At 67.6% G+C, this 20,630-nt stretch carries 15 protein-coding genes; 8 read left to right on the forward strand and 7 right to left on the reverse strand.

Features of this window, described 5'->3' with window-relative positions; genetic code table 11:
* Positions 1-11 precede the first annotated feature (11 nt).
* Positions 12-794, reverse strand: a complete 783-nt coding sequence (locus ACM6JT_RS10485) for a Crp/Fnr family transcriptional regulator (RefSeq protein WP_175748506.1) — start codon at positions 792-794, stop codon at positions 12-14.
* 920 nt (positions 795-1,714) lie between these two features.
* On the opposite strand from ACM6JT_RS10485, the gene ACM6JT_RS10490 reads away from it, so the two are divergent.
* The 6 genes from ACM6JT_RS10490 (at position 1,715) to ACM6JT_RS10515 (ending at position 8,631) form a co-directional block, all read left to right on the forward strand.
* Positions 1,715-2,497 carry a Crp/Fnr family transcriptional regulator gene (locus ACM6JT_RS10490; protein WP_034179697.1) on the forward strand — a complete coding sequence of 261 codons (783 nt, stop codon included), beginning with the start codon at positions 1,715-1,717 and terminating at the stop codon, positions 2,495-2,497.
* A gap of 168 nt (positions 2,498-2,665) precedes the next feature.
* On the forward strand, positions 2,666-2,917 hold the full coding sequence (locus ACM6JT_RS10495; protein ID WP_034179698.1) for an acyl carrier protein: 252 nt from the start codon (positions 2,666-2,668) through the stop codon (positions 2,915-2,917).
* On the forward strand, positions 2,914-4,110 hold the full coding sequence (locus ACM6JT_RS10500; protein WP_034179699.1) for an acyl-CoA dehydrogenase family protein: 1,197 nt from the start codon (positions 2,914-2,916) through the stop codon (positions 4,108-4,110). Before ACM6JT_RS10495 ends, ACM6JT_RS10500 begins: the two co-directional genes overlap by 4 nt.
* The gene (locus ACM6JT_RS10505) at positions 4,107-5,081 is read left to right on the forward strand and encodes an amino acid--[acyl-carrier-protein] ligase (protein WP_105389900.1); all 975 of its coding nucleotides are present in this window, start codon (positions 4,107-4,109) and stop codon (positions 5,079-5,081) included. Before ACM6JT_RS10500 ends, ACM6JT_RS10505 begins: the two co-directional genes overlap by 4 nt.
* Positions 5,078-6,151 carry a DUF1839 family protein gene (locus ACM6JT_RS10510; RefSeq protein ID WP_131948330.1) on the forward strand — a complete coding sequence of 358 codons (1,074 nt, stop codon included), beginning with the start codon at positions 5,078-5,080 and terminating at the stop codon, positions 6,149-6,151. Before ACM6JT_RS10505 ends, ACM6JT_RS10510 begins: the two co-directional genes overlap by 4 nt.
* A 29-nt stretch (positions 6,152-6,180) precedes the next feature.
* Positions 6,181-8,631 carry a glycoside hydrolase family 2 protein gene (locus ACM6JT_RS10515; protein WP_414856433.1) on the forward strand — a complete coding sequence of 817 codons (2,451 nt, stop codon included), beginning with the start codon at positions 6,181-6,183 and terminating at the stop codon, positions 8,629-8,631.
* 46 nt (positions 8,632-8,677) lie between these two features.
* Here the strand turns inward: ACM6JT_RS10515 and ACM6JT_RS10520 are convergent, their stop codons facing one another.
* Positions 8,678-10,069 (reverse strand): sigma-54 dependent transcriptional regulator, encoded by a 1,392-nt coding sequence (locus tag ACM6JT_RS10520; RefSeq protein ID WP_034179702.1) that lies wholly within the window; start codon positions 10,067-10,069, stop codon positions 8,678-8,680.
* Positions 10,070-10,758: 689 nt separating this feature from the next.
* Entirely contained in the window at positions 10,759-11,982 is a 1,224-nt protein-coding gene (locus tag ACM6JT_RS10525; RefSeq protein ID WP_081938393.1) for a glycosyltransferase family 4 protein, read from the reverse strand.
* A gap of 216 nt (positions 11,983-12,198) precedes the next feature.
* On the opposite strand from ACM6JT_RS10525, the gene ACM6JT_RS10530 reads away from it, so the two are divergent.
* Complete coding sequence (locus ACM6JT_RS10530; protein ID WP_414856434.1) at positions 12,199-12,861, forward strand: GNAT family N-acetyltransferase; 663 nt, start codon at positions 12,199-12,201, stop codon at positions 12,859-12,861.
* Positions 12,858-14,438: a mannose-1-phosphate guanylyltransferase/mannose-6-phosphate isomerase gene (locus ACM6JT_RS10535; protein ID WP_414856435.1), complete on the forward strand. Its 1,581-nt coding sequence runs from the start codon at positions 12,858-12,860 to the stop codon at positions 14,436-14,438. Before ACM6JT_RS10530 ends, ACM6JT_RS10535 begins: the two co-directional genes overlap by 4 nt.
* A gap of 45 nt (positions 14,439-14,483) precedes the next feature.
* Here ACM6JT_RS10535 and ACM6JT_RS10540 read toward each other — a convergent pair whose 3' ends face one another.
* The 4 genes from ACM6JT_RS10540 to ACM6JT_RS10555 form a co-directional block, all read right to left on the reverse strand.
* Entirely contained in the window at positions 14,484-15,737 is a 1,254-nt protein-coding gene (locus tag ACM6JT_RS10540; protein WP_414856436.1) for a right-handed parallel beta-helix repeat-containing protein, read from the reverse strand.
* Positions 15,730-16,812, reverse strand: a complete 1,083-nt coding sequence (locus ACM6JT_RS10545) for an acyltransferase family protein (RefSeq protein ID WP_217586825.1) — start codon at positions 16,810-16,812, stop codon at positions 15,730-15,732. The genes ACM6JT_RS10540 and ACM6JT_RS10545 overlap by 8 nt, the downstream gene beginning before the upstream one ends.
* A gap of 109 nt (positions 16,813-16,921) precedes the next feature.
* Positions 16,922-18,274 carry an oligosaccharide repeat unit polymerase gene (locus ACM6JT_RS10550; RefSeq protein ID WP_414856437.1) on the reverse strand — a complete coding sequence of 451 codons (1,353 nt, stop codon included), beginning with the start codon at positions 18,272-18,274 and terminating at the stop codon, positions 16,922-16,924.
* Between the two features lie 65 nt (positions 18,275-18,339).
* Positions 18,340-20,607: a polysaccharide biosynthesis tyrosine autokinase gene (locus ACM6JT_RS10555; protein WP_414856438.1), complete on the reverse strand. Its 2,268-nt coding sequence runs from the start codon at positions 20,605-20,607 to the stop codon at positions 18,340-18,342.
* Between the last annotated feature and the right edge of the window lie 23 nt (positions 20,608-20,630).

Consider the following 20,630-nt stretch of genomic DNA (forward strand, 5'->3'; position numbering starts at 1 on the left):
CGACTGCATCGTCACGCACCGTGTGCCGGGAAACCGCAACGTACCTCCTGGATGCGGGGGCGCACCGGAGTCGACCGCGCATTCCCGCGCGTGCCGAGCAAGCGGCGATAGTCGGCACGAATCAGGTCGTAGCATTCGCACGCGTGATGTTCGAGGCCGTCGCGGTCGAGCACCGTGATGCGGCCGCGGCGCTGCCGGATCAGCCCGGCTTCCTGCAGGTTGCCGGCCGCTTCCGTCACGCCTTCGCGCCGCACGCCGAGCATGTTCGCGATCGTTTGCTGCGTGACGGCCAGCTCGTCGCCGTCGATCCGGTCGTGCGCCAGCAGCAGCCAGCGGCTGAGCTGCTCGCTGACCGAGTGATGCCGGTTGCACAGCGCGCTGCGTGAGATCTGCGCCATCGCCGCCTGGCAGTAGTTGAGCAGCAGACGGTAAGTCTCGGGCGACCGCTCGAATTCGGCGCGCATCACGCAGGTCGGTACGCGATAGGCCATGCCGCCGATGCGCACCTCGACCCGGTTCGACGCGGCGACACCGCCGACCAGCGTGCCAAGCCCGACCACGCCCTCGCGGCCGACCACCGCCACCTCGACCATCGCACCGTCCTCCATCAGGTGCTGCACCGACATCATTGCCGTCGTCGGGAAATGCAGATGGCGCATCGGCTCGCCGACCCGGTCGAGCATGCCGGCCTTGATCCTGACCAGTTCGAGGTGCGGTGCGATGGTGCGGATGCTGTCCTCCGGGAGGGCATCGAGGATGGCATTCGCCGAGTAGCTCAAGTGAAGATGAAGCATGTCTGTATCCCTTTTATGTCCGCGCCGCGTGCAGCCGCATGCACGGAACTCGTTATCGCCATGCGTGCCCGGACGCTCACAGCGGTTGCGGCCCACAACCCTGAATCCGGCTGCCCATCGGCTTGTCACTTCCGGATTGAGTCGACCGTCCCGTTTCGACACGCCAGCCCGAATAAGCGATTTACGTGCCAATACCCGTCCGTCCTTAATATATGAATCACATTCGATTTAGATCGACCGAATAACCCGCCTAAAACGGAAAAAAGCGTCTCATTTCCGGACACTCTTCCGCGCGACGGACACCGTTCCGCATTCGACTGATCAATTTGCGCACCGGATCGGAGCCGCCGCAGCGGTGCCATGAGGCTTGCCGGTCATATACTTACAGCAGATTTTCAATTGTTTCCGTGATGTGCCGGACAGCACGCGCCAGCGCTGCCCCGCTTCACACGGTCGTTTGAAACTGTCTCAAATTTGAATCGGCACACTAATTCCAGGCTCTGTCCGATACCGCACATATCGCATGCAAGCCATTGATTCTTAGAGAAAGTCGCGCAATCCCCGTTTATTTGTCAAATAATGTTCAATGCTCGCGCGGCAATTTCCCTGTACGATGCGTGGCGTCGGCCGATTGATTCCCGATCGACATTGAATGATCGACCAATCTGTCATTCCAATCTCGGATGATTAATTTCATGACGAATGAATCATTAAATCCGGATAACGTTTGCGCCCAATCAAAATCGTCAAATTTGGTGAAATGACGCAATGTGAAATTGGTTGAATTCAATTGCGTGCTAGCCTTTGCGCAGCATCGTCATTCGAATTTCGATGAACACAAGTCCGCACGAGCGTGCGAAATTCCCTTTTCGGGAGTATCGCCGCGACAGTGCGCGACCGCCACCCTACGAGGATGCGCCGTGACTCACCAGGCCCCCGACGTCGTCGCGCACGCGAACGGCATGATCGAGCTTTCCCACAGCTTCGATGCGAACCGGTTTCTCGCGGCCATCGACCGCGACGAGCTCGCCACGCTGGTCCCCCACCTTCAACTCGTTCACCTGGAATCGGGGCAGGTGCTGTGCGAACCCGGCGAAATGCTCGCAGCCGTCTACCTGCCCGTCACGACGGCGATCTCGCTGCAGTACGTGTCGTCCGGCGGCATGACGCTGGAAGTCGCGGAAATCGGCAGCGAAAGCGTGGTCTGCGACGACGTGATCGGCGGCAGCGGCCGGATGCCGTGCCGTGCCGTCGCCTGCCGCGACGGCTTCGTCTACCGGCTCGACCGTCGCGTGTTCGCGGCCGCGTTCGACGCATCTCCGGTGATCCGCCATCTCGTGTTCGTCTGCGTGCGGCTCTTGATGGCGCAGGTATCGCAGATCACGTTCTGCAGCCGTCATCACGTGCTCAAACATCAGTTATGCAGATGGTTCCTGCTGGCGTACGACCGTACGCGCAGCATCGAGATCCAGGTGACGCACAGCATGCTGGCACAGATGCTCGGCGTGCGGCGGGAAACGGTCACCGATGCCGCCGGCGAAATCCAGAAGCTCGGCCTGATCCGGCAATACCGGAGTTCGATCGAGCTGGCCGACCTCGACGGCCTCGAGAAGATGTCGTGCGGCTGCCGCGCGATCGTGCGCGACGAGATGAAACGCATCCTGTCGGCCGATTCGGGCGTGCCGGCCGCATCGCGTGCCTGATTGCCGCGCCGATTCGTGCGACGCCTGCATGCGGGGTTAGCGGTTTGTAGGGTGGCGAACAGAACGCCGGGCGTGCGAATGGTCTACTGATGCCGGACTGCCGGGGGGATGTCAGCGCAATGTGCGCGTCCGCCCCAGCGGACGACACCACGCACGCCGGAGCCGCACGTGAAAAACGAAATCAGAACCATCCTCAAGCACGTCGCCCACCTCGAAGCCGCGATCGATTCGATCGGCGACGGGGACGACCTCTACGAAGCGGGCCTCTCCTCGCTCGACACGATCCAGTTGATGCTCGCGATCGAGAAGCAGTTCAACGTCGAGATTCCCGACGAGATGCTGAACCGCAACCTGTTCCGCAGCATCGACGCGCTCGCGGACACGATCGCCACGCTGCAACGCACCGAGCATTCCGCATGAGCGCGCTGCTTCCCGAACTCGCGGCCGACAGCGAATCGCATCGGCTCGACGAGGCCGCGCACGCCGTCGCGCAGATCGCCGCGCAGCACGCGGATGCGGTCGACCGGGACGCGCGCTGCCCCGTCGAGGCGATCGAGGCGATGCGCGCGCGCCGGCTGCTGGGCGCGATGGTGCCGACCCATCTCGGCGGCGCTGGCGCGTCGCTGGAAGACATCGCGTCGGCCTGCTCGATCCTCGGCCAGGCCTGCGCATCGTCGGCGATGGTGTTCGCGATGCACCAGATCCAGGTCGCCTGCATCGTCGACCACGCCGTCGACCAGGGCTGGCACAAGCTGTTCCTGCAGCAGCTCGTGCGCCACCAGTGGCTGCTCGCGTCGGCCACGTCGGAAGACGGCGTCGGCGGCAACCTGCGCGCGAGCCAGTGCGCGCTCGAAACCGACGGCAGCGAATTCCGGCTGCGCAAATCCGCGCCGACGATCTCGTACGGCGACTATGCGGACGGCATCCTCGCGACCGCGCGACGCGACGCGGACGCGCCGGCTTCCGAACAGGTGCTCGTCACGCTGCTGCGCGACGGCTATACGCTCGCGCGCCGCGGCGAATGGGACACGCTCGGAATGCGCGGCACCTGCAGCAACGGCTTCGTGCTCGACGCACAGGGTGCTGCCGTTCAATGCCTGCCGGTGCCGTTCGCGAAGATCGCAGAGGAAACGATGGTGCCTGTCTCGCACATTCTGTGGGCCGCGGTCTGGATCGGCGTGGCCGGCGACGCGTTCCATCGCGCGCACCAGTTCTTCCGCGCGCAGGCACGCCAGACCGATGGCGCGCCGTCGCCCGCGTCGCGGCGCATCGCCGAATCGCTCGAGCTGATGCAGGCGATGCAGGCCCGTGTCGACAACGTGCTGCGGCTTCATGCGAATACGTCGTCCCGCTCGTGGTCGGCCGGCATGGCCTGGGCCGCCGAGATCAACACGCTGAAGACCTACGTGTCGTCGACCGCGCTGGAAGTCGCGCAACAGGCGATGATGATCTGCGGGATGGCCGGCTACAAGCAAGGCACGCCGTTCAGCATCGGCCGCCACATTCGCGACCTGCACGCGGCGCCGCTGATGATCAGCAACGACCGCATTGCCGCCAACACTGCGAGCCTGCTGCTCGCGCTGCGTCCTGCGACGCTGGAGAAACATTCGTGAACGATCGCCTCGCCGTGCCCTCCGCCGCCTCCTCTCCCGCCGACGCGCCGCTCGACCGCGCGGGCGTCAACCCGCTGCGCGATGCGCTGATCGACGCGGGCCTGCTGGTCTCGACCGGCATCCAGGGCCTGTTCGGCCGCAGCGAACGGTTCGAGCGCGTCGTCGAAGCGCTCGACGCGTTCGTCACCCGCCTCGGTGCGGATCAACAGGCCGAAGTGCTGCGCTTCCCGCCGGCGATGAGCCGCACCGAATTCGAGCGCAGCGAATACATGAAGAGCTTCCCGCAGCTCGCGGGCAGCGTGCATGCGTTCTGCGGCGACGAGCAGCAGCACCAGCGCCTGTTGCAATGCCTCGATCGCGGCGACGACTGGACGGAAAACCAGAAGCCGACCTACGTCGTGATGACGCCGGCCGCGTGCTACCCGGTCTATCCGGTCGTCGCACGCGCGGGTGCGCTGCCCGGCGACGGCCGGATCGTCGACGTGTTCTCGTACTGCTTCCGCCACGAGCCGTCGCTCGATCCGACCCGCATGCAGTTGTTCCGGATGCGCGAATACGTGCGAATCGGCACGCCCGAACAGATCGTCGCGTTCCGCGAGACGTGGATCGAGCGCGGCACGCGGATGATCGACGCGCTGCGCCTGCCGAACGCGATCGATCTCGCGAACGACCCGTTCTTCGGGCGCGGCGGCAAGATCGTCGCGAACAGCCAGCGCGAGCAGAACCTGAAGTTCGAGCTGCTGATCCCGATCGAGCACGACGACCGCCAGACCGCGTGCCTGAGCTTCAACTACCACATGGACCATTTCGGGCTGCTGTGGGACATCCGCACCGCGACGGGCGACGTCGCACATACGGGCTGCGTCGGCTTCGGCCTCGAACGGCTCACGCTCGCGCTGTTCCGCCACCACGGCTTCGACATCGACGCGTGGCCGCGCGACGTCCGCGACGTGCTGTGGGGCACGCCATGAGGTTCGTTTCCCGCGACGGCGAAGACGCGTCGTTCGACGACGTGCGCCACCGTGCGCGCCACTACCGGCCGCACGCGCTGCACAGTCAGGAGATGGTCTGGAAGCAGACCAACTGCTACGTCGACATGTGGCTCGAGGTGCTCCGGTGGTGGGGCTTCAACCCGTACGCGGCGCTGCCGTTTACGATCGCGCTCGATTTCGAGGGCGACCAGTTCACGTTCTTCAAGTTTCCGCACGACGAACTGGAGCGGCTCTACGGAATCGTCGTGCAGGAGCACTCGATCTACGAGCCGCTCGACCAGCACATCGAAACGCAGGTCGCGCGCGGTCACCTGATGATCGTCGAGGTCGACGCGTGGTTCCTGCCCGACACGCGCGGCAGCAGCTACCGTACGCAGCACACGAAGACGACGATCGGCATCGACGCGATCGACCGCGCGAAGCACCAGATCGGCTATTTCCACAACAGCGGCTATTACGTGGCCGAGGATTTCGACTACAACGGGCTCGTCGGCGGCAGTTCGCCGATGACGCTGCCGCCGTATGTCGAAATCGCGAAGCGGCGCTTTGCGCCGCTCGACGAGCGCGCGCTGTGCGACGCGTCGCTCGCCGCGCTGCAGCGCCACCTGCGGCGCCTGCCGGTCGTCGATCCGATCGCGGCATTCCGGCGGCAGTTGCAGACCGATGCGAAGACGCTCGCCGATGCGCCGCTCGAACACTTCCACGCGTACTCGTTCAATTCGGTGCGGCAGCTCGGCGCGAATTTCGAACTGTTCGGCCATTACGCGCGCTGGCTGCAGGCCAGCGGCTGCGTCGGGCCGTTCGCCGAGATCCGCGCCGCGTGCGACCGCATCGCGTCCGAAGCGATGGTGCTGGAGTTCCGGCTCGCGCGCGCCTGCGCACGCGGCAAGGAAGAACGCGGCGATTCGACGCTCGAAGCGATCGGGGCCGCCTACGTCGACCTCGTCGCCTGCGCGCGGCAGATCGGCTCGCCGCCGCGGCACGTGGCGCCCGCGACGCCTGCGACGCCTGCGCGCAGCGACGCGGCGCCCGTGCCGGCCATGCGGTGACGCGCGCGCGTGCCCTGCCCGCGTGGTCGATGCTGGCGACGGCAGCGGGCGCCGCGCGGGAACCGCGCGATCTTCCGGCCGACGGCGACGGCTGGATCGCGGCGCCGGTGCCCGGCACGGTCGCGCAGGCGCTCGCGCTGGCCGGCCGGCTCGCCGAAGCGGCATCGCTCGACGAACGCGATCACTGGTACCGGATCGAGCTGCGCGGTCGCGGGCCGCGCGTGCTGCGCTTTCACGGCCTCGCGACGCTCGCGCAGGCGTGGCTCGACGACACGCCGATCCTCCGCTCCGACAGCATGTTCGTCGCGCACGACGTTCCCGTATCGCTCGACGGCACGCACCGGCTGACGCTCTGCTTCCGCGCGCTCGCGCCGCACCTGCGCGACGCACGCGCGCCGCGCCGTGCGCGCTGGCGCACGCGGCTCGCGGAGCCGGCGGCGCTGCGCACGGTCCGCACGTCGCTGTTCGGACACATGCCCGGCTGGTTTCCGCCGTACGTGCCGGCCGGCCCGTGGCGCGCCGTCGACGTACTCGATCCGGCCGACGGCTTCGTTCCGGTCGACTGCGACCTGCGTGCGCGCGTCGAAGGCGACACGGGCTGGCTCGATGCCGAACTGACATTTGCCGCGCCGCTGCCCGACGCGCTCGCGGCGCGACTGTCGTGCGGCGAACACCAAGCGACGCTCGAACGCGCCGGCGCCGACCGGCTGCGCGCAAGCGTCGCGGTGCCCAACGTGCGCCGCTGGTGGCCGCATACGCATGGCGAGCCGGCACTCTACGAGATCGCGCTGCATATCGGCGACGAACGGCGGCCGCTCGGCTCGACCGGCTTCCGCACGATCGAGATCGATGCCGGCGCCGACGGCAAGGGATTCGGGCTGCGCATCAACGGCGTGCCCGTGTTCGCGCGCGGCGCATGCTGGAGCAGCGCCGCGCCGCTCGCTCTGCACGCGGACGACGCGACCTACGGCCGCCTGCTCGAGCTCGCACGCGATGCCGGCTTCAACATGATCCGCGTCGGCGGCACGATGACCTACGAGGCCGACGCATTCCATGCGTGGTGCGACCGGCTCGGGCTGCTGGTCTGGCAGGACTTCATGTTCGCGAACTTCGACCATGCGCTCGACGATCCCGCGTTCGCGGACAACGTCGACCGTGAAGCCGATCAATTCCTTGCGCGCCACGGCGCGTCGCCGTCGCTCGCGGTGCTGTGCGGCGGCAGCGAGATCGCGCAACAGGCGGCGATGTCGGGGCTCGGGCCGAAGCAGCGCTTCCTCGAGCTGACCGCCGAGCGGCTGGCCGGCCATGCGGCGGCGCGCCGGCCCGACGTCCCGTACGTACCCGATTCGCCCGACGGCGGCGTGCTGCCGTTCGCGCCGCGCGAGCGCGTATCGCACTACTACGGCGTCGGTGCGTACCTGCGCCCGCTCGACGATGCGCGCCGCGCGGACGTGCGCTTCGCGAGCGAATGCCTCGCGTTCGCGAACGTGCCGTGCGATGCGACGCTCGCCAGCCTCGGCTGGCCCGGCGTGCACGAGCCGCGCTGGAAGGCGGCCGTGCCGCGCGACCCCGGCACGTCGTGGGATTTCGAGGACATTCGCGACCACTATCTGCAAACGCTGTACGACGTCGTGCCGGACCGGCTGCGGCGCGAGGATCCGGCACGTTACTTCGAGCTGTCGAGGGCCGCGATCGCGGACGTGATGCGCGACACGTTCTCCGAATGGCGGCGCACCGGCTCGCGCTGCGCCGGCGCGCTCGTGTGGCAGTTCCAGGATGTCATGCCGGGTGCCGGATGGGGTGTGATCGACGCCGCGCACCGGCCGAAATCGGCGTGGTATGCGCTGCGCCAGGTGCTGCAGCCCGTGCAGGTGCTGCTCGTCGACGAAGGCTTGAACGGGCTCGACGTGCATGTGGTCAACGAGCGTCCGGCGCCGCTGTCGGCGGCCGTCGAACTGGTCGCGCTGCGCGACGGCCGCACGCCGGTCGCGCGGGCCGGCTGCCCGGTACGGATCGCCGCGCACGACACGATACGGATCGGCTCGGCCGAGCTGCTCGGACGGTTCTTCGACTGGACCTATGCGTACCGTTTCGGGCCCTGCGAACACGACACCGTCGTCGCGACGCTGCGCGCCGACGACGGCACGCTGCTGTCGCAGGCGTTCCATTTCCCGTTCCGCACGCATCCGGCCGTGCTGGCGCGCCGCGAACTCGGGATCGAAGCGTGCGTGTCGCGCACCGGCGATACGTGGCACGTCGACATCGACACGCGGCACGTCGCGCGCCACGTGCAGATCGACGCGCCGGGTTTCATGCCGCGCGACGACTGGTTTCATCTCGCGCCGGGCACGCCGGCGCGCGTCGCGCTCGTTCCGCTGGAAACTGCCGGGAAGATTCAGGATGCAGACGGCGGGCCGCCTGCCGTGGAAATCCGCGCGGTAAACGCTGCGCGAACGGTGCGCGCCACGCCGGCCGGTTGACGAACGCTCGCGGGCTCGATGCACCGCGAGCGTCCCGTTTCGAACGTCAGTCGGACGAACCCGTGCCGCGCGGCCGCTCGATCCCGTACGCTTCCATCCAGCGATACAGCGTCGCGCGCGACACGCCAAGCTCGCGCGCCGAAGCCGCGACGCGCCCGCGCGTGCGCAGCAACGCGGTTTCGATCGCCTCGCGCTCGATCGACTTGCGGATGTCGGCCACGGACGGCGACGCCGCATCGAGACAGTATTCGAGCTCGAGATCCCGCGCTGTGATCAGGCGCCCTTCGGTCATCACGACCGCGCGGCGCACGCGGTTGATCAGTTCGCGGACATTGCCGGGCCAGTCGTGCTTGTAGAGTGCGGTGATCGCGTCCGTCGAGAAGCCGCGCACGCGATGACGCGCATCGCCGCGGAAGCGTTCGAGCATGTGGTGCGCGAGCAATTCGATGTCCTTGCCGCGCGCGCGCAGCGGCGGCTGGTCGATGCGCATCACGCACAGGCGGTGGAACAGGTCCGCGCGAAAACGCCCTTCCTCCATCGCGCCGCGCAGGTCGACGTGCGTCGCCGATACGATCCTGACATCGACCGGCACCGGATCGCTGCCGCCGAGGCGATGGATCGAGCGCTCCTGCAGAAAACGCAGCAGGCTCGCCTGGCTCTCGTGCGGCAGGTCGCCGATCTCGTCGAGCAGCAGCGTGCCGCCGTTCGCGGCCTCGACATAGCCGATCTTGCGCGCGTTCGCGCCGGTAAACGCGCCGCGTTCATAACCGAACAGTTCCGATTGCAGCAGATGCGGCGGAATCGCGCCGCAGTTGACCGCGACGAACGGGCCGTTGCGCCGCTCCGAATGACGATGGATCGCGACGGCCGTCAGCTCCTTGCCGGTCCCCGTTTCGCCGAACACGAACACCGGTGCGTCGGTGCGCGCGAAGCGCCGCACCGTGTCGAACAGCCGCAGCATCGCGCTGCAGGTGCCGACGATGCCTTTCTCGTCCGATTCGAGCTGTTCGCGGTCGCGCGCGAACAGGCACTCCATGCCGTAAGCATGGCCGACCGTATCGGCGATCCGCTGGTGCGACGCGGGCAACGTGACGTAGTCGAAGCAATAGTCGCGCAACAGCGCGCGCACGTTCGGGGAAGCGGTCTGGCCGACGTCGACGAGCGCGACCCACACGACGTCGCGCATCGATGCACAGGTCGACGCGATGCTGCCGATCGCATCGGCATGACCGCCGCTCAGGTCGAGAATGCCGCAGGTGATTTCGCCGGGCGTGTTGCGCAGCTCGTTCGCATGCTCGACGATCGACACCTTCCAGTCGCGTCGGGCCAGTTCCTTTCGCAGCATGACGGACGGCGACTGCGTCCAGTAAATCAGCGGACGCTGCCCGTTACCGCTTCCCCCGCCGGCGCTCTTATCGCGCGTTATTGGCATATTCATAACGAACCATCACTTTCTCCACTCCGCGAACCGTTCGCGTGCGCTGCGGCCGGCGGCGCATGGCCGCCTGTCCGCGCTGCGTTTCCGCAGCTTTGGCGAAGATCGAAACTGCACACGGCGAGAGCCCCGGAGGTCGAGCCGGATGTCATCCGGCCTCGTTGTCATCGAACTCGAAGAGAACGCGCGGCCGCGGGAGCCACGACGTTCCGGCTTTGATGCGACGCGCCGTCTGGCGGGGCACGTCGGCAAACGGCAAATCCGTCCGCAGGTGCGTCGCGTCATACACGACAGTCGCGCCCGATGCCGAACCGGATGACCGCCAACCCGCTCCCGGAATGACCGCCGCATTTCATCCGTTCGTGAATCTACACCCCGTTTCGAGATGGCCGTGTTACCAAAAGATAAACATGATTCAGCCCATTACGCCACCGGTCGGCCCGCACAACACACCTTTGACCACTGAAATTTGATTATCTATGACTATTCCCGTCAATCAGTGGCAAATCCCACTTTTCGGCAAGATCGCTACGTCCATTGCCCGCGATTTTCTCCGAAATCCCGGAATAAATCCGGACGTCCCGCTCGGCGAGTCGATAATCGCGGCGCGCATGCCCCGCCGGCACCGCACGGCGAACGCACGCGCCCGAGTCGTCCGTTACAGCGTCGTAACCAAACGCCGGCGCCGCCGGTCAGGTCCGCAGTGCCGCCTCGCGTTGCCGGGCCTGCCGATCGTGCAGGCTGCCACGGGCCGAAACGTCGTCGCCCGGCGTGAAACCGGCGGTGCCGGCCATCTCCTCCTGCAATGCAGCATAACCATCCATCACGAAGCGCGTGAGCTCGCCGCGGAAACGCGCCGAACCGAAGCATTCTGCATTTGCGCGGCACGCGTGCGGATCGAACGAACCGCGCGGCAATGCTTCGAAGCGGGCCAGCGCGTCGACCAGCGCGTCGACCGTCTGCGCGCGGTAGAACAGGCCCGTTGCACCGGCGCACGGCCACGCGCGCACCGACTCGCGCACACCGCCCTTCCCGTAAGCGATCACGGGCGTGCCGCACGCCTGCGCCTCGACCGGCGAAATGCCGAAATCCTCTTCCGCCGCGAACACGAACGCGCGTGCGCGCTGCAGGTGGTCGTGCAGCACGTCGAACGGCTGGTAGCCGAGCAGCGTGACGTTCGGCCCGGCAAGCGCGCGGATCTTCGCCATTTCAGGCCCGTCGCCGATCACGACGAGACGGCGCTCCGGCGTACGCGAAAACGCGTCGACGATCAGGTCGATCCGCTTGTACGGCACGAGCCGCGACGCGGTCAGGTAGAACGCGTCCTTGTCCGTGCGCAGCGACAGATGGTCGACGTCGACCGGCGGATAGATCACCGTCGCCTCGCGCCGGTAGGTCTTGCGGATGCGGCGCGCGATGAAGTGCGAATTCGCGGCCACGCGGTCGACGCCGTTCGCCGAGCGCGCATCCCAGTTGCGGATGTAATGCAGCAGCGCCCGCGCGATTGCCGATTTCGGCCCGCGCGCGAGCCCCGCCTCGTTCAGGTACTGGTGCTGCAGATCCCACGCATAGCGCACCGGCGAATGCACGTAGCTGGCGTGGAACTGGTCCGGGCCGCTCAGCACGCCCTTCGCGACCGCATACGAGCTCGACAGCACGATGTCGTATTCCGACAGGTCGAACTGTTCGATCGCAAGCGGAAACAACGGCAGATAGCCGCGGTAGCGCTTGCGCGCGAACGGCAGCTTCTGGATGAAGGACGTGCGCACCGCGCGGCCGCGCAGGCAGTCCCGATCCTCGAGGAAATCGACGAGGCTGTAGATATCGGCCTGCGGAAAGCAGTCGATCATGTGGGCCAGCACGCGTTCGGCGCCGCCAGGCACGACCAGCCAGTCGTGAACGATCGCAATCTTCAAGTACTGCCCCTGGTTCTTCATTCACGTTCGATGTCGGCAGACCGCGCAGTGCGGCCGCCGTGACGTGCCAATTATCGGAAAGCCTCGGCACGGCCGATGTGTGCTACCGCACATTGCGCCGCTGTCGGCGCGCGCATTGCCGTGCAGCATGCCGGCCGCGCGAAACCGCAGCGTGAGTGCGCTTTCGAACAGACCGGCGCGCGCGGCATCCGCATCATGACCATTGCCGCACCGCACGGAACGAACGCGTCCGTGCGGTACAGCGTGCAGAAGGCTTCACGCGAGGACCGCATCATGGAATGGCATTGTTGTGAATTCGAACATCTGAGCGCCGTCGATCTCTATGCAATCCTGCGCGCGCGCAACGCCGTGCTGGTGGTCGAGGACGCACACACGCATCTCGACATCGACGGCAAGGACGCCGGCGCACTGCACGTGTATGCAAGCGTGCGCAACGGCGACACGGCGGAAGTCGCGGCCTACGCGCGCATCCTGCCCGGCGACGACATCGATCCGGATGTCGTGATCGACAAGGTACTGACCAGCGAGGCGTGTCGCGACGGCGATACGCTCGAACGCCTGATCGAACGCGCGCTGACCGCCGCGCTGGCCGCATGGCCGGACGCGGCGCTCCGCACGCACGTTCCCGCGCCGCGCCAGGCGTTCTACAAACGCTTCGGATTCCGCAAGGCGTACGGCCCGTATCTCGAACAGGGCGCACCGTTCGTCGGCATGATCCGGCCGGCCGATCGCGCCGCCGGTGCGCTGCGTCAACTGCTGTCCCGGGCCGTTTCGACGCCCCGGCCCCGAAACGAAGACGTGCTCGCCGACGGCCGCGCGCACAACCGGCTGCCCGCCGATACCGGAGCCAATCGATGACCCGCACCCTTCGCCCGGTTCCCGAACCCGACCTGCCGCGCATCCTGCCGGTCATCCTTGCCGGCGGCTCGGGCACGCGCCTCTGGCCGCTGTCGCGCGAGCAGTTTCCGAAACAGCTGATCGAGCTGACCTCGAACGAATCGCCGCTGTCGGCGACGGCGCGCCGCCTGAACGGCATCGCGAACGCGTCGCTCGGCGACACGCTGCTGCTGGTGTGCGGCGAACAGCATCGCATCATGAGTGCCGCGCAAGTGGCCGACCGTGCGGCGCCGGCGCGCATCCTGCTCGAGCCGGCCGCACGCAACACGGCACCGGCGCTCACGCTCGCCGCGCTCGACGCGAGCGCGCTCGCGGACGATCCCGTGCTCGCGGTGATGCCGGCCGATCACGTGATCGCCGATGTCGGCGCATTCCAGGACACCATCGCGCGCGCGGCGCGTTACGCGCAGGAAGGCGCGATCGTCACGCTCGGCGTGCTGCCGCGCCGTGCGGAAACGGGCTACGGCTATATCCAGGTCGGCGAGCCGCGCACCGGCCGCCACGGCGGACAAGGCGGCTATTCGATCGGGCGCTTCGTCGAGAAACCCGACGCGACGCTCGCCGAACGCTACCTGCAGTCGGGCGACTACTGGTGGAACAGCGGGATTTTCGTCACGCGCGCGTCGGTCTGGCTGAAGGCGATCCGCGCACTGGCGCCCGCGATCCATGCAGCCTGCGAAGCGGCGTGGCGCGCGGGCGTCGCCGAGGATCCGTTCTTCCGGATCGACGCGGCGGCGTTCGACGCCTGCCCGTCCGACTCGATCGACTACGCGGTCATGGAGCGCCTTGCCGAAAGCAGCGAGCTCGACATCGAAGGGATCGTGGTGCCGCTCGCGGCCGGCTGGTCGGACGTCGGCACCTGGGATGCGATCTGGGAAATCATGCCGAAGGACGATCACGGCAACGTCGCGCGCGGCCCGATCGTGTTCGAGGACACGCAGGACAGCTTCGTGCGTTCGGAGGGGCGGCTCATCGCATGCGTCGGGATGAAGGACGTCGTCGTGATCGAAACGCCCGATGCGGTGCTCGTCGCGAACAAGCACGACGTGCAGCGCGTGAAGAACATCGTCGCGCGCCTGAAGAGCGACCGGCGTCCGCAGGCGAGCGAGCACCGCAAGGTGCAGCGTCCGTGGGGGCACTACGATTCGATCGATCTCGGCGAACGGTTCCAGGTGAAGCGGATCGTCGTCGAGCCCGGCAAGCGGCTGTCGCTGCAGATGCACTACCACCGTGCGGAGCACTGGATCGTCGTGCGCGGCACCGCGAAGGTGACGCGCGGCACCGAGACGTTCCTGCTCAGCGAGAACGAATCGACGTACATCGCCGTCGGCGAGGTGCATCGCCTCGAGAATCCCGGCCGGATTCCGCTCGAGATCATCGAGGTGCAATCCGGCAACTATCTCGGCGAAGACGATATCGTGCGCTTCGACGACCAGTACGGACGCGCCGTCGTCGACGCGCTGCCGGAAACGCGTGCGGTGCCGCTCGCTTCGCGGGAACCGCATGAGCAGGTTGTGGAAGGAGATATCGTGCGGTAAGCGCGTTAAGCGCGGGCCGCGCCCGCCGGCGCGCGCATCGTGTCGTCAATCGATGCCGCGCTGCGACCAGCGTGCCTGCCTCAGCGATTCGCGCACGCGCGGCAACTGCGACGTGTCCGCGCCCACCGTCACGCCGGTCGCGAGCGGCTGTACGACCGCCGCCCCGCACTGCCCCGCTCCTGCATTCGGGTGGCCCGCGGCGCAGCCGCCTCCGCCACCGCCCACCTGCACCGGCATCCCGCCGATCGCGGACAACCGGTTATCCGCGATCCGGTATTGCGACACGTTTCCCCATACGCGAATGCCGGCGAACCGCGCGCGCGACACGCGGTTGCCGACCACGACCACGCGCGTCACCGAGCCCGACCACGTACTGACGTCGATCGCGGCCTGCTGCGTCAGCGGGCGCGGATCGGTGCGCGCGGTCGCGGTCTGGATATCCGAGATCTCGTTGTTCTCGACCAGCACGCCGGACGCGCCGTAGGTCCGGAAGCTGTCCTCCTGCGCGACCAGAATGCCCGCGCTCACCTGCACGTTGCGCACGATGTTGTTCGCGATCGTCACGTCCGCGCCGCCGACCACCGTGATGCCGCGCCCCCACGCATTGCCCTCGAGCGAGTTGCCGGTAATCAGCACGTTGCGGCTGAGCACGCCGTCGCCCTGATAACTCACCACGGCAATCATGTCGTCGCCGGTGCCGCGCACGACGTTGCCCTGCACGAGCACGTTGCGCGCGCCGTGCGTGATGTGGATGCCGTCCGCCAGCGTCGCCAGCACCTCGTTGCCGACGATCGCGACATCCGCTCCGCCGAACACGAAAATGCCGCCGCCACCGCCGTCGATCGCGTTGTCGAGCACCTGCACGCCGCGCCCGGTCACTTCGATCTTGGTCGATTTCGGCGTTTCCATCCGCGTCGAGCCGGTTCCTGCGAGCCTGAATCCGACGATCGTCGTGCCGTCGCCGCGCATCTCGATCGTCTGGTCGTCCGGCACGGTCGCGATCAGCGTCGCGCCGTAACCCGACAGCACGACCTGCGCTTGCCGAACGACGAGCGAACGGCCGACGATGTAGCGCCCCGGCGCGAACACGAGCCGCTGGCCGGGATGCAGCGCGTCCAGCGCGCGTTGCAGCGCGTCGGCCTGGTCCGCGCCGTCGGGTGCGGGGTCGACATGCGCATCCGGCACCGTCGCGTGGATCGCGCCCTGCGCCGCGGCGTGCACCGCCAGCGCGGGACTACCCATCGCCCATACGCCGAGCATCGCGCAGCACAGACGGGAAAGGCATCGGCGTCTACGCATGCCGGCCGCTTCCACGCGTGTCATGCGGCCTGCGGGCGCACGACACGCGCCCCGGCCACGACGGAAATCCGGCCAGCCGAGCAGTCCCCGTGCGCAGCGCGATCAGGTAGACCGTCATCGGAACCGCCAGGCCGGCGAGCGTGCCGAGCACGAGGTGCGTCGCGAGACTGCTGACGCCCGCGCGCATCAGCACGATGCGCACGCCGCCCATCACCACGATATGCATCAGGTAGATCGGCATCGACGCCCACCCGACCGCCACCAGCCACCCGGCCCGCGCGGGGGACGACGCATACCGGTACGCAAATTGCAGCATCAGCGCGATGCCGGCGAACGCGGCGGGCACGGCCCAGATGCTCGTTGCACCGCCCAGGCCGTGCGCCAAAACGACCGCCGCGACGAAGACCGCCGCCGTCACCGCGCATGCGGCGGGATCGCTGTGGCGTTCGAGCCAGCCCGGCAACGCGCGCGATGCAACGACGCCGGCCACGAAGAACGGCCAGTTCATCAGCGTCGTCGACAGGATGCCCCATTGCGTCGCCGCGCCGATGGCCAGCCCGAGCACCGCGCTTGCAATGAGCGCGCCGCGGATGCGCGGCGGAATCGGCACCTGCGCAAGCGCAGGCACCCGCCGCGCAAGCAGCCAGACGCCGATCATGCAAAGCATCAGCGCATACAGGAACCAGAACTGCGCAAACGGCCGCCAGCCGATCGCCAGCAGGTCGGCGAGCGTAAACGGATGATTGGTGCCGTGCGACGCCATCGCGATCTGCACGCCGCCTTGCAGGACCGACCACATCAGGTATGGATAGACGATCGTCCGCACCTTCGCCCCGATGAACCGGTGCGGCGCGCTGCGCAACGAGCCGCAGACGTGCAGCCCGGACAGGAAGAAGAACAGCGGCATGTGGAACGTGTAGATCACGTAGTCGATCCATTCGAACGCGGTATCGGGCAGGCCCGCCGGCACGAGGCCCGACGAGGCGGCTCCGCGCAACACGTGTCCGTAGACGACAAGCATGATCCCCGCGCCACGGGCGACGTCGAGGCTGGTTTCGCGTGCGGTCGTAGTCATGTGAGCGGTCGATGCGGCGGCCCCGTCAGGGCCCGCACGCGTTGCGAGTGGTCATGAGACGTTCCACTCTATGCATGCCGGCGGCGAAAGACTGTGGGCTGGGCGACAGTTAGCCGATATCGCGCGCATACCGGATCGCGGCGACGCGCGCGGCTGCTGGCGACGCCCGTTGCGGGCGCTTCGCGAACCACCGGAACACGACGATCAACAGCACGACCGGTACGAAGTTGCGACCGCTGAACAGGTTCGGAATCCGCAGGATTTCCATCAGCGACACATAAAGCACCGCGTGCGCGCAGCACCAGAAGCCGTTCCCGCTCCGCCAGCCCGCGTAGCCGCGACCGAACACCCAGCCGGCAAACGCCGCGTTCAGCAACCCGAACCAGCCCCATTCGTAGAAGTGGACGAAGATGCCCGACGGATTGTTGAACTCGGGGTCGGCGTAGCTGTTCAGGAACAGGTCGAGACTGTCGCCCGAATCGAGCCACGGCTGCAGCGTTGCGCCGATCACCGGGAAGCGCAGCAGCCAGTCGAACGTGAACATCGGATGCCCGCTGCCCCAGCCGAGCACGTTGAGGATCCCGGCGCCGTTGTTCAGCGACGTCGAGTAATACAGGCCCAGGCGTTCGAGCGCGAAATCGAAGATGTTGTCGTAGATGTTGATGTAGTAGGTTTCCCACGAACGGTTGTATTCGTTCACGATGAACAGGCCGAGCAGCAGCGGAATCGCCGCATACGGCCCGAGCGCCAGGAGCCGCGAACGCTTGCGGCCGAACCGGAACCGCACGACCATCAGCGCGAACGGCAACACCACCTCGATGATCGCGAGCCGCTCCGCAAAGATGAAGCTGCGCAGCAGTGTCAGCACGGTGAGCACGGCCAGGTACGCCTTGTAGCGGTTGAACCCCTTGACCGGCGTCCGGAACACGTAGAAATACAGCGCGACGAACGGCGCCGTCGCCTGCGTGAAGGTGCTCAGGCCGGTGACGCGCCCTTTCAGCTCGATCAGCTCGAACGTGTTCGCCGTGCCGGACAGGAACGACAACAGCACGGCCGGATGCGCGAGGATGCCGCTCATCATCACGAGATAGCCGAACAGCGCGAGCGCGAACACGAAATCGAGCACGCGCGGCGACAGCTCGACCGGCCCGTCGTCCGGCACGCGCCGGAACTGCGCGTCGGTCGCCGCGAACCACGCGGACGCGGTCAACACCAGCAGGAACAGGCCGCCCGCGAACGCGGCGTAGCCGTCGAAATAGATGCGTGCGATCGACTTCTGATCGCCGAGCAGGCCGATCGACAGCATCGCGTACAGCGGCAGGATGAAGATCAGCACGAGCCGCGCCGGATCCTCCCACCAGTAACCGGCGTAACCGGCAGCCCGGGCGGCGCGCGCCGCCCGGCGCACCGTCGCCGGCTGTCGCTGCCGCACGCGCACGCCGGCCCCCACTCGTTTGTTCATGATGTCCGTTCCATCGCTACCCGTGCGCGCACCGCGCGAACCCGCCGGCGTCACGCGTTCGCCGCTCAGCGCGCTGGCGGCCGCGCCGCCATCACGCCAGCGTAGCCGGACGCGGCCTGATGGGTGTTCGCATCCGTGTAACCGTAGTCGTACCGTCCCGGGCTGCCCTTGAAGTCGTTCAGGATCACGCCGCGTACGTCGATATGCGCGTGCTCGAGCCGTCGCGCACTTTCGTCGAGCTCGGTCAGCGTCGTCACGCCGCTGCGCGCGACGAGGAACACGGTCCCGGCCAGGCGCCCGAGCACCAGCGCGTCGGCCACCGGCAGCAGCGGCGGCGCGTCGATCACGACCATGTCGTAGCGCGACGCGACGCGCTCGATCAGCTCGGCGAGCGCGGGTTGCAGCAGCAGTTCGCCCGGATCGGGCACGACGTTGCCCATCGGCATGAAATCGAGGCCGGGCGTCGCATCGCGCTTGATCGCCTGGTCGAGCGCGTGCGTGCCGGCGACCACATCCGCCAGGCCCGGCGCGCGGCTGTAGCGAAACCGCTCGTGCAGCGAGCCCTTGCGAAGGTCCGCGTCGATCAGCAGCACGCGCCGCTTCGCGGCGCCCATCAGCGCCGCGAGATTCGCGGCGACGAACGACTTGCCGACGCCCGTCGTCGGCCCCGAGATCAGCACGACGCGGTTCGGCGCGTCGGGCATCGACAATTGCAGCGCCGTGCGGAAATTGCGCAGGCTTTCGAGCGCCGCGCCCTCCGGGGCGCCCGGCGGCTCCGGCGTGCGCGCGCCGCGCCGCCGCGCTGCCTTCGACGGCGGCACGGCTGGCTCGGACACCGGGCTGTGCGGCACCGCCGCGAACACCGGCAGGCCTGTCGACCATTCGATTTCCTCGACGTCGCCGACCGTGCCGGCGACACGCTGCCGCACGATCACGACCGCGGCGCCGGCCAGCAGGCCGAGGATCAGCGACGCGATCACGGCCATCCCGCGATGCGGCCCGGTGGGCGTCTCGGCGACCTTCGCGGCATCGACGATCCGCACGGTGCCGGTCTTGCTGGCCCGCGCGAGGATCATCTGCTGGCGCGTGTTGAGCAGGTTCGTGTAGAGCGCGGTATCGACCGCCACGTCGCGCTGCAGCTGCAGCACGCCCTGCTCGACGGTCGGCAGCTGCTGGATCTGCTTGCGCACCGTGTCGAGCGAATGCTGTGCGTCGGCGAGCTGCGCGTCGACCGCGACGACAGCCGGATGCTTCGGCATGAACCGGGTCAGCAGCTCTTCGCGGCGCTGCTGCAGCGTCTGCACGCGCGTCTCGATGTCGACCGACTGCTGCCGCAGCGCCAGCCCTTCGTCGCTCGTGTTGACGGTGCCGTGCGACGCGCGGAATGCGTTGAAGCGGCTTTCCGCCTGTTCGAGCTGCGCCTTCAGTTGCGGCAACTGCGCGTCCATGAAACGGATCAGCTTGTCGGCCGCCGCGGACTTGCGCTGCGTGTTCTGCGCCAGATACGCGTCGCCGACCGCGTTCAGCACGCGGCTGTCGTGCACGGGATCGGTACCGTCGAGCGTCACGCCGATCATGTTCGACTGCTTGCCGCGCTCCGAGATCAGCGCGTTCTTCTGCAGCCACGCCGTCGCCTCTTCGTCAGCGTAGCGCGTCAGGTCGAAGCGCGCGCCGGGCTCGCCCGCGACGCCGCGCACGAACACGTCGAGCGGCCCCTGCGGCGTCTCGACGTGCAGCGGCTGGCCGACCCTGCCCTGCCATACCTGGCCCGTCCTGCCGAGCAAGCCCGTGCGCTGCAGCATATAGGCGCCGTCGTTGCCGACGGTCAGCGCGAAACGCTTGCCGAGGAAACGCTTCGGCACGTCGAAGGTCGGTACGTCGATGCGCTCCGTGCCGTACACGTAACCGCCCGGCAGCGGCGACGACAGCCCGTCGGCCGCGTTCACGAACCGCCAGCCGACGATCGGCAGGTAATGCGGCCGCGCGTCGACGGCCAGATTGGTATCGTCGACCGCCCGCGCCATCACCGCGCGCGATTTCAGCACCTCGATCTCGGTCGATGCATCGGTCTTCAGGTCGAACACCGACGACGGATCGCCCGGCGGCGAGTTCGGCTTCGACTCGGTCGGACTCTGCTCGACCTGGAACAGAATGTCGGTCCGGTAGACGGGACGCGCGCAAAGCGCATAGACGGCCCCGGCAAGCGCGCCCGCGAGCGCCGTGCACAGGATCAGCCGCCGGCCGCCGACCAGCATGGTCCAATAGCGGCGGTACGGATAGGACGGCCGCAACGCGGGCCCGTCGTGCGGGTCAGGCAGGGTCAGGGAGTTCATGCAGGATCAGTCCCGTAGGCGCG

The sequence above is a fragment of the Burkholderia sp. IT-111MI5 genome (genome assembly GCF_949752865.1).
Taxonomy (GTDB): Bacteria; Pseudomonadota; Gammaproteobacteria; order Burkholderiales; family Burkholderiaceae; genus Burkholderia; species Burkholderia pyrrocinia_C.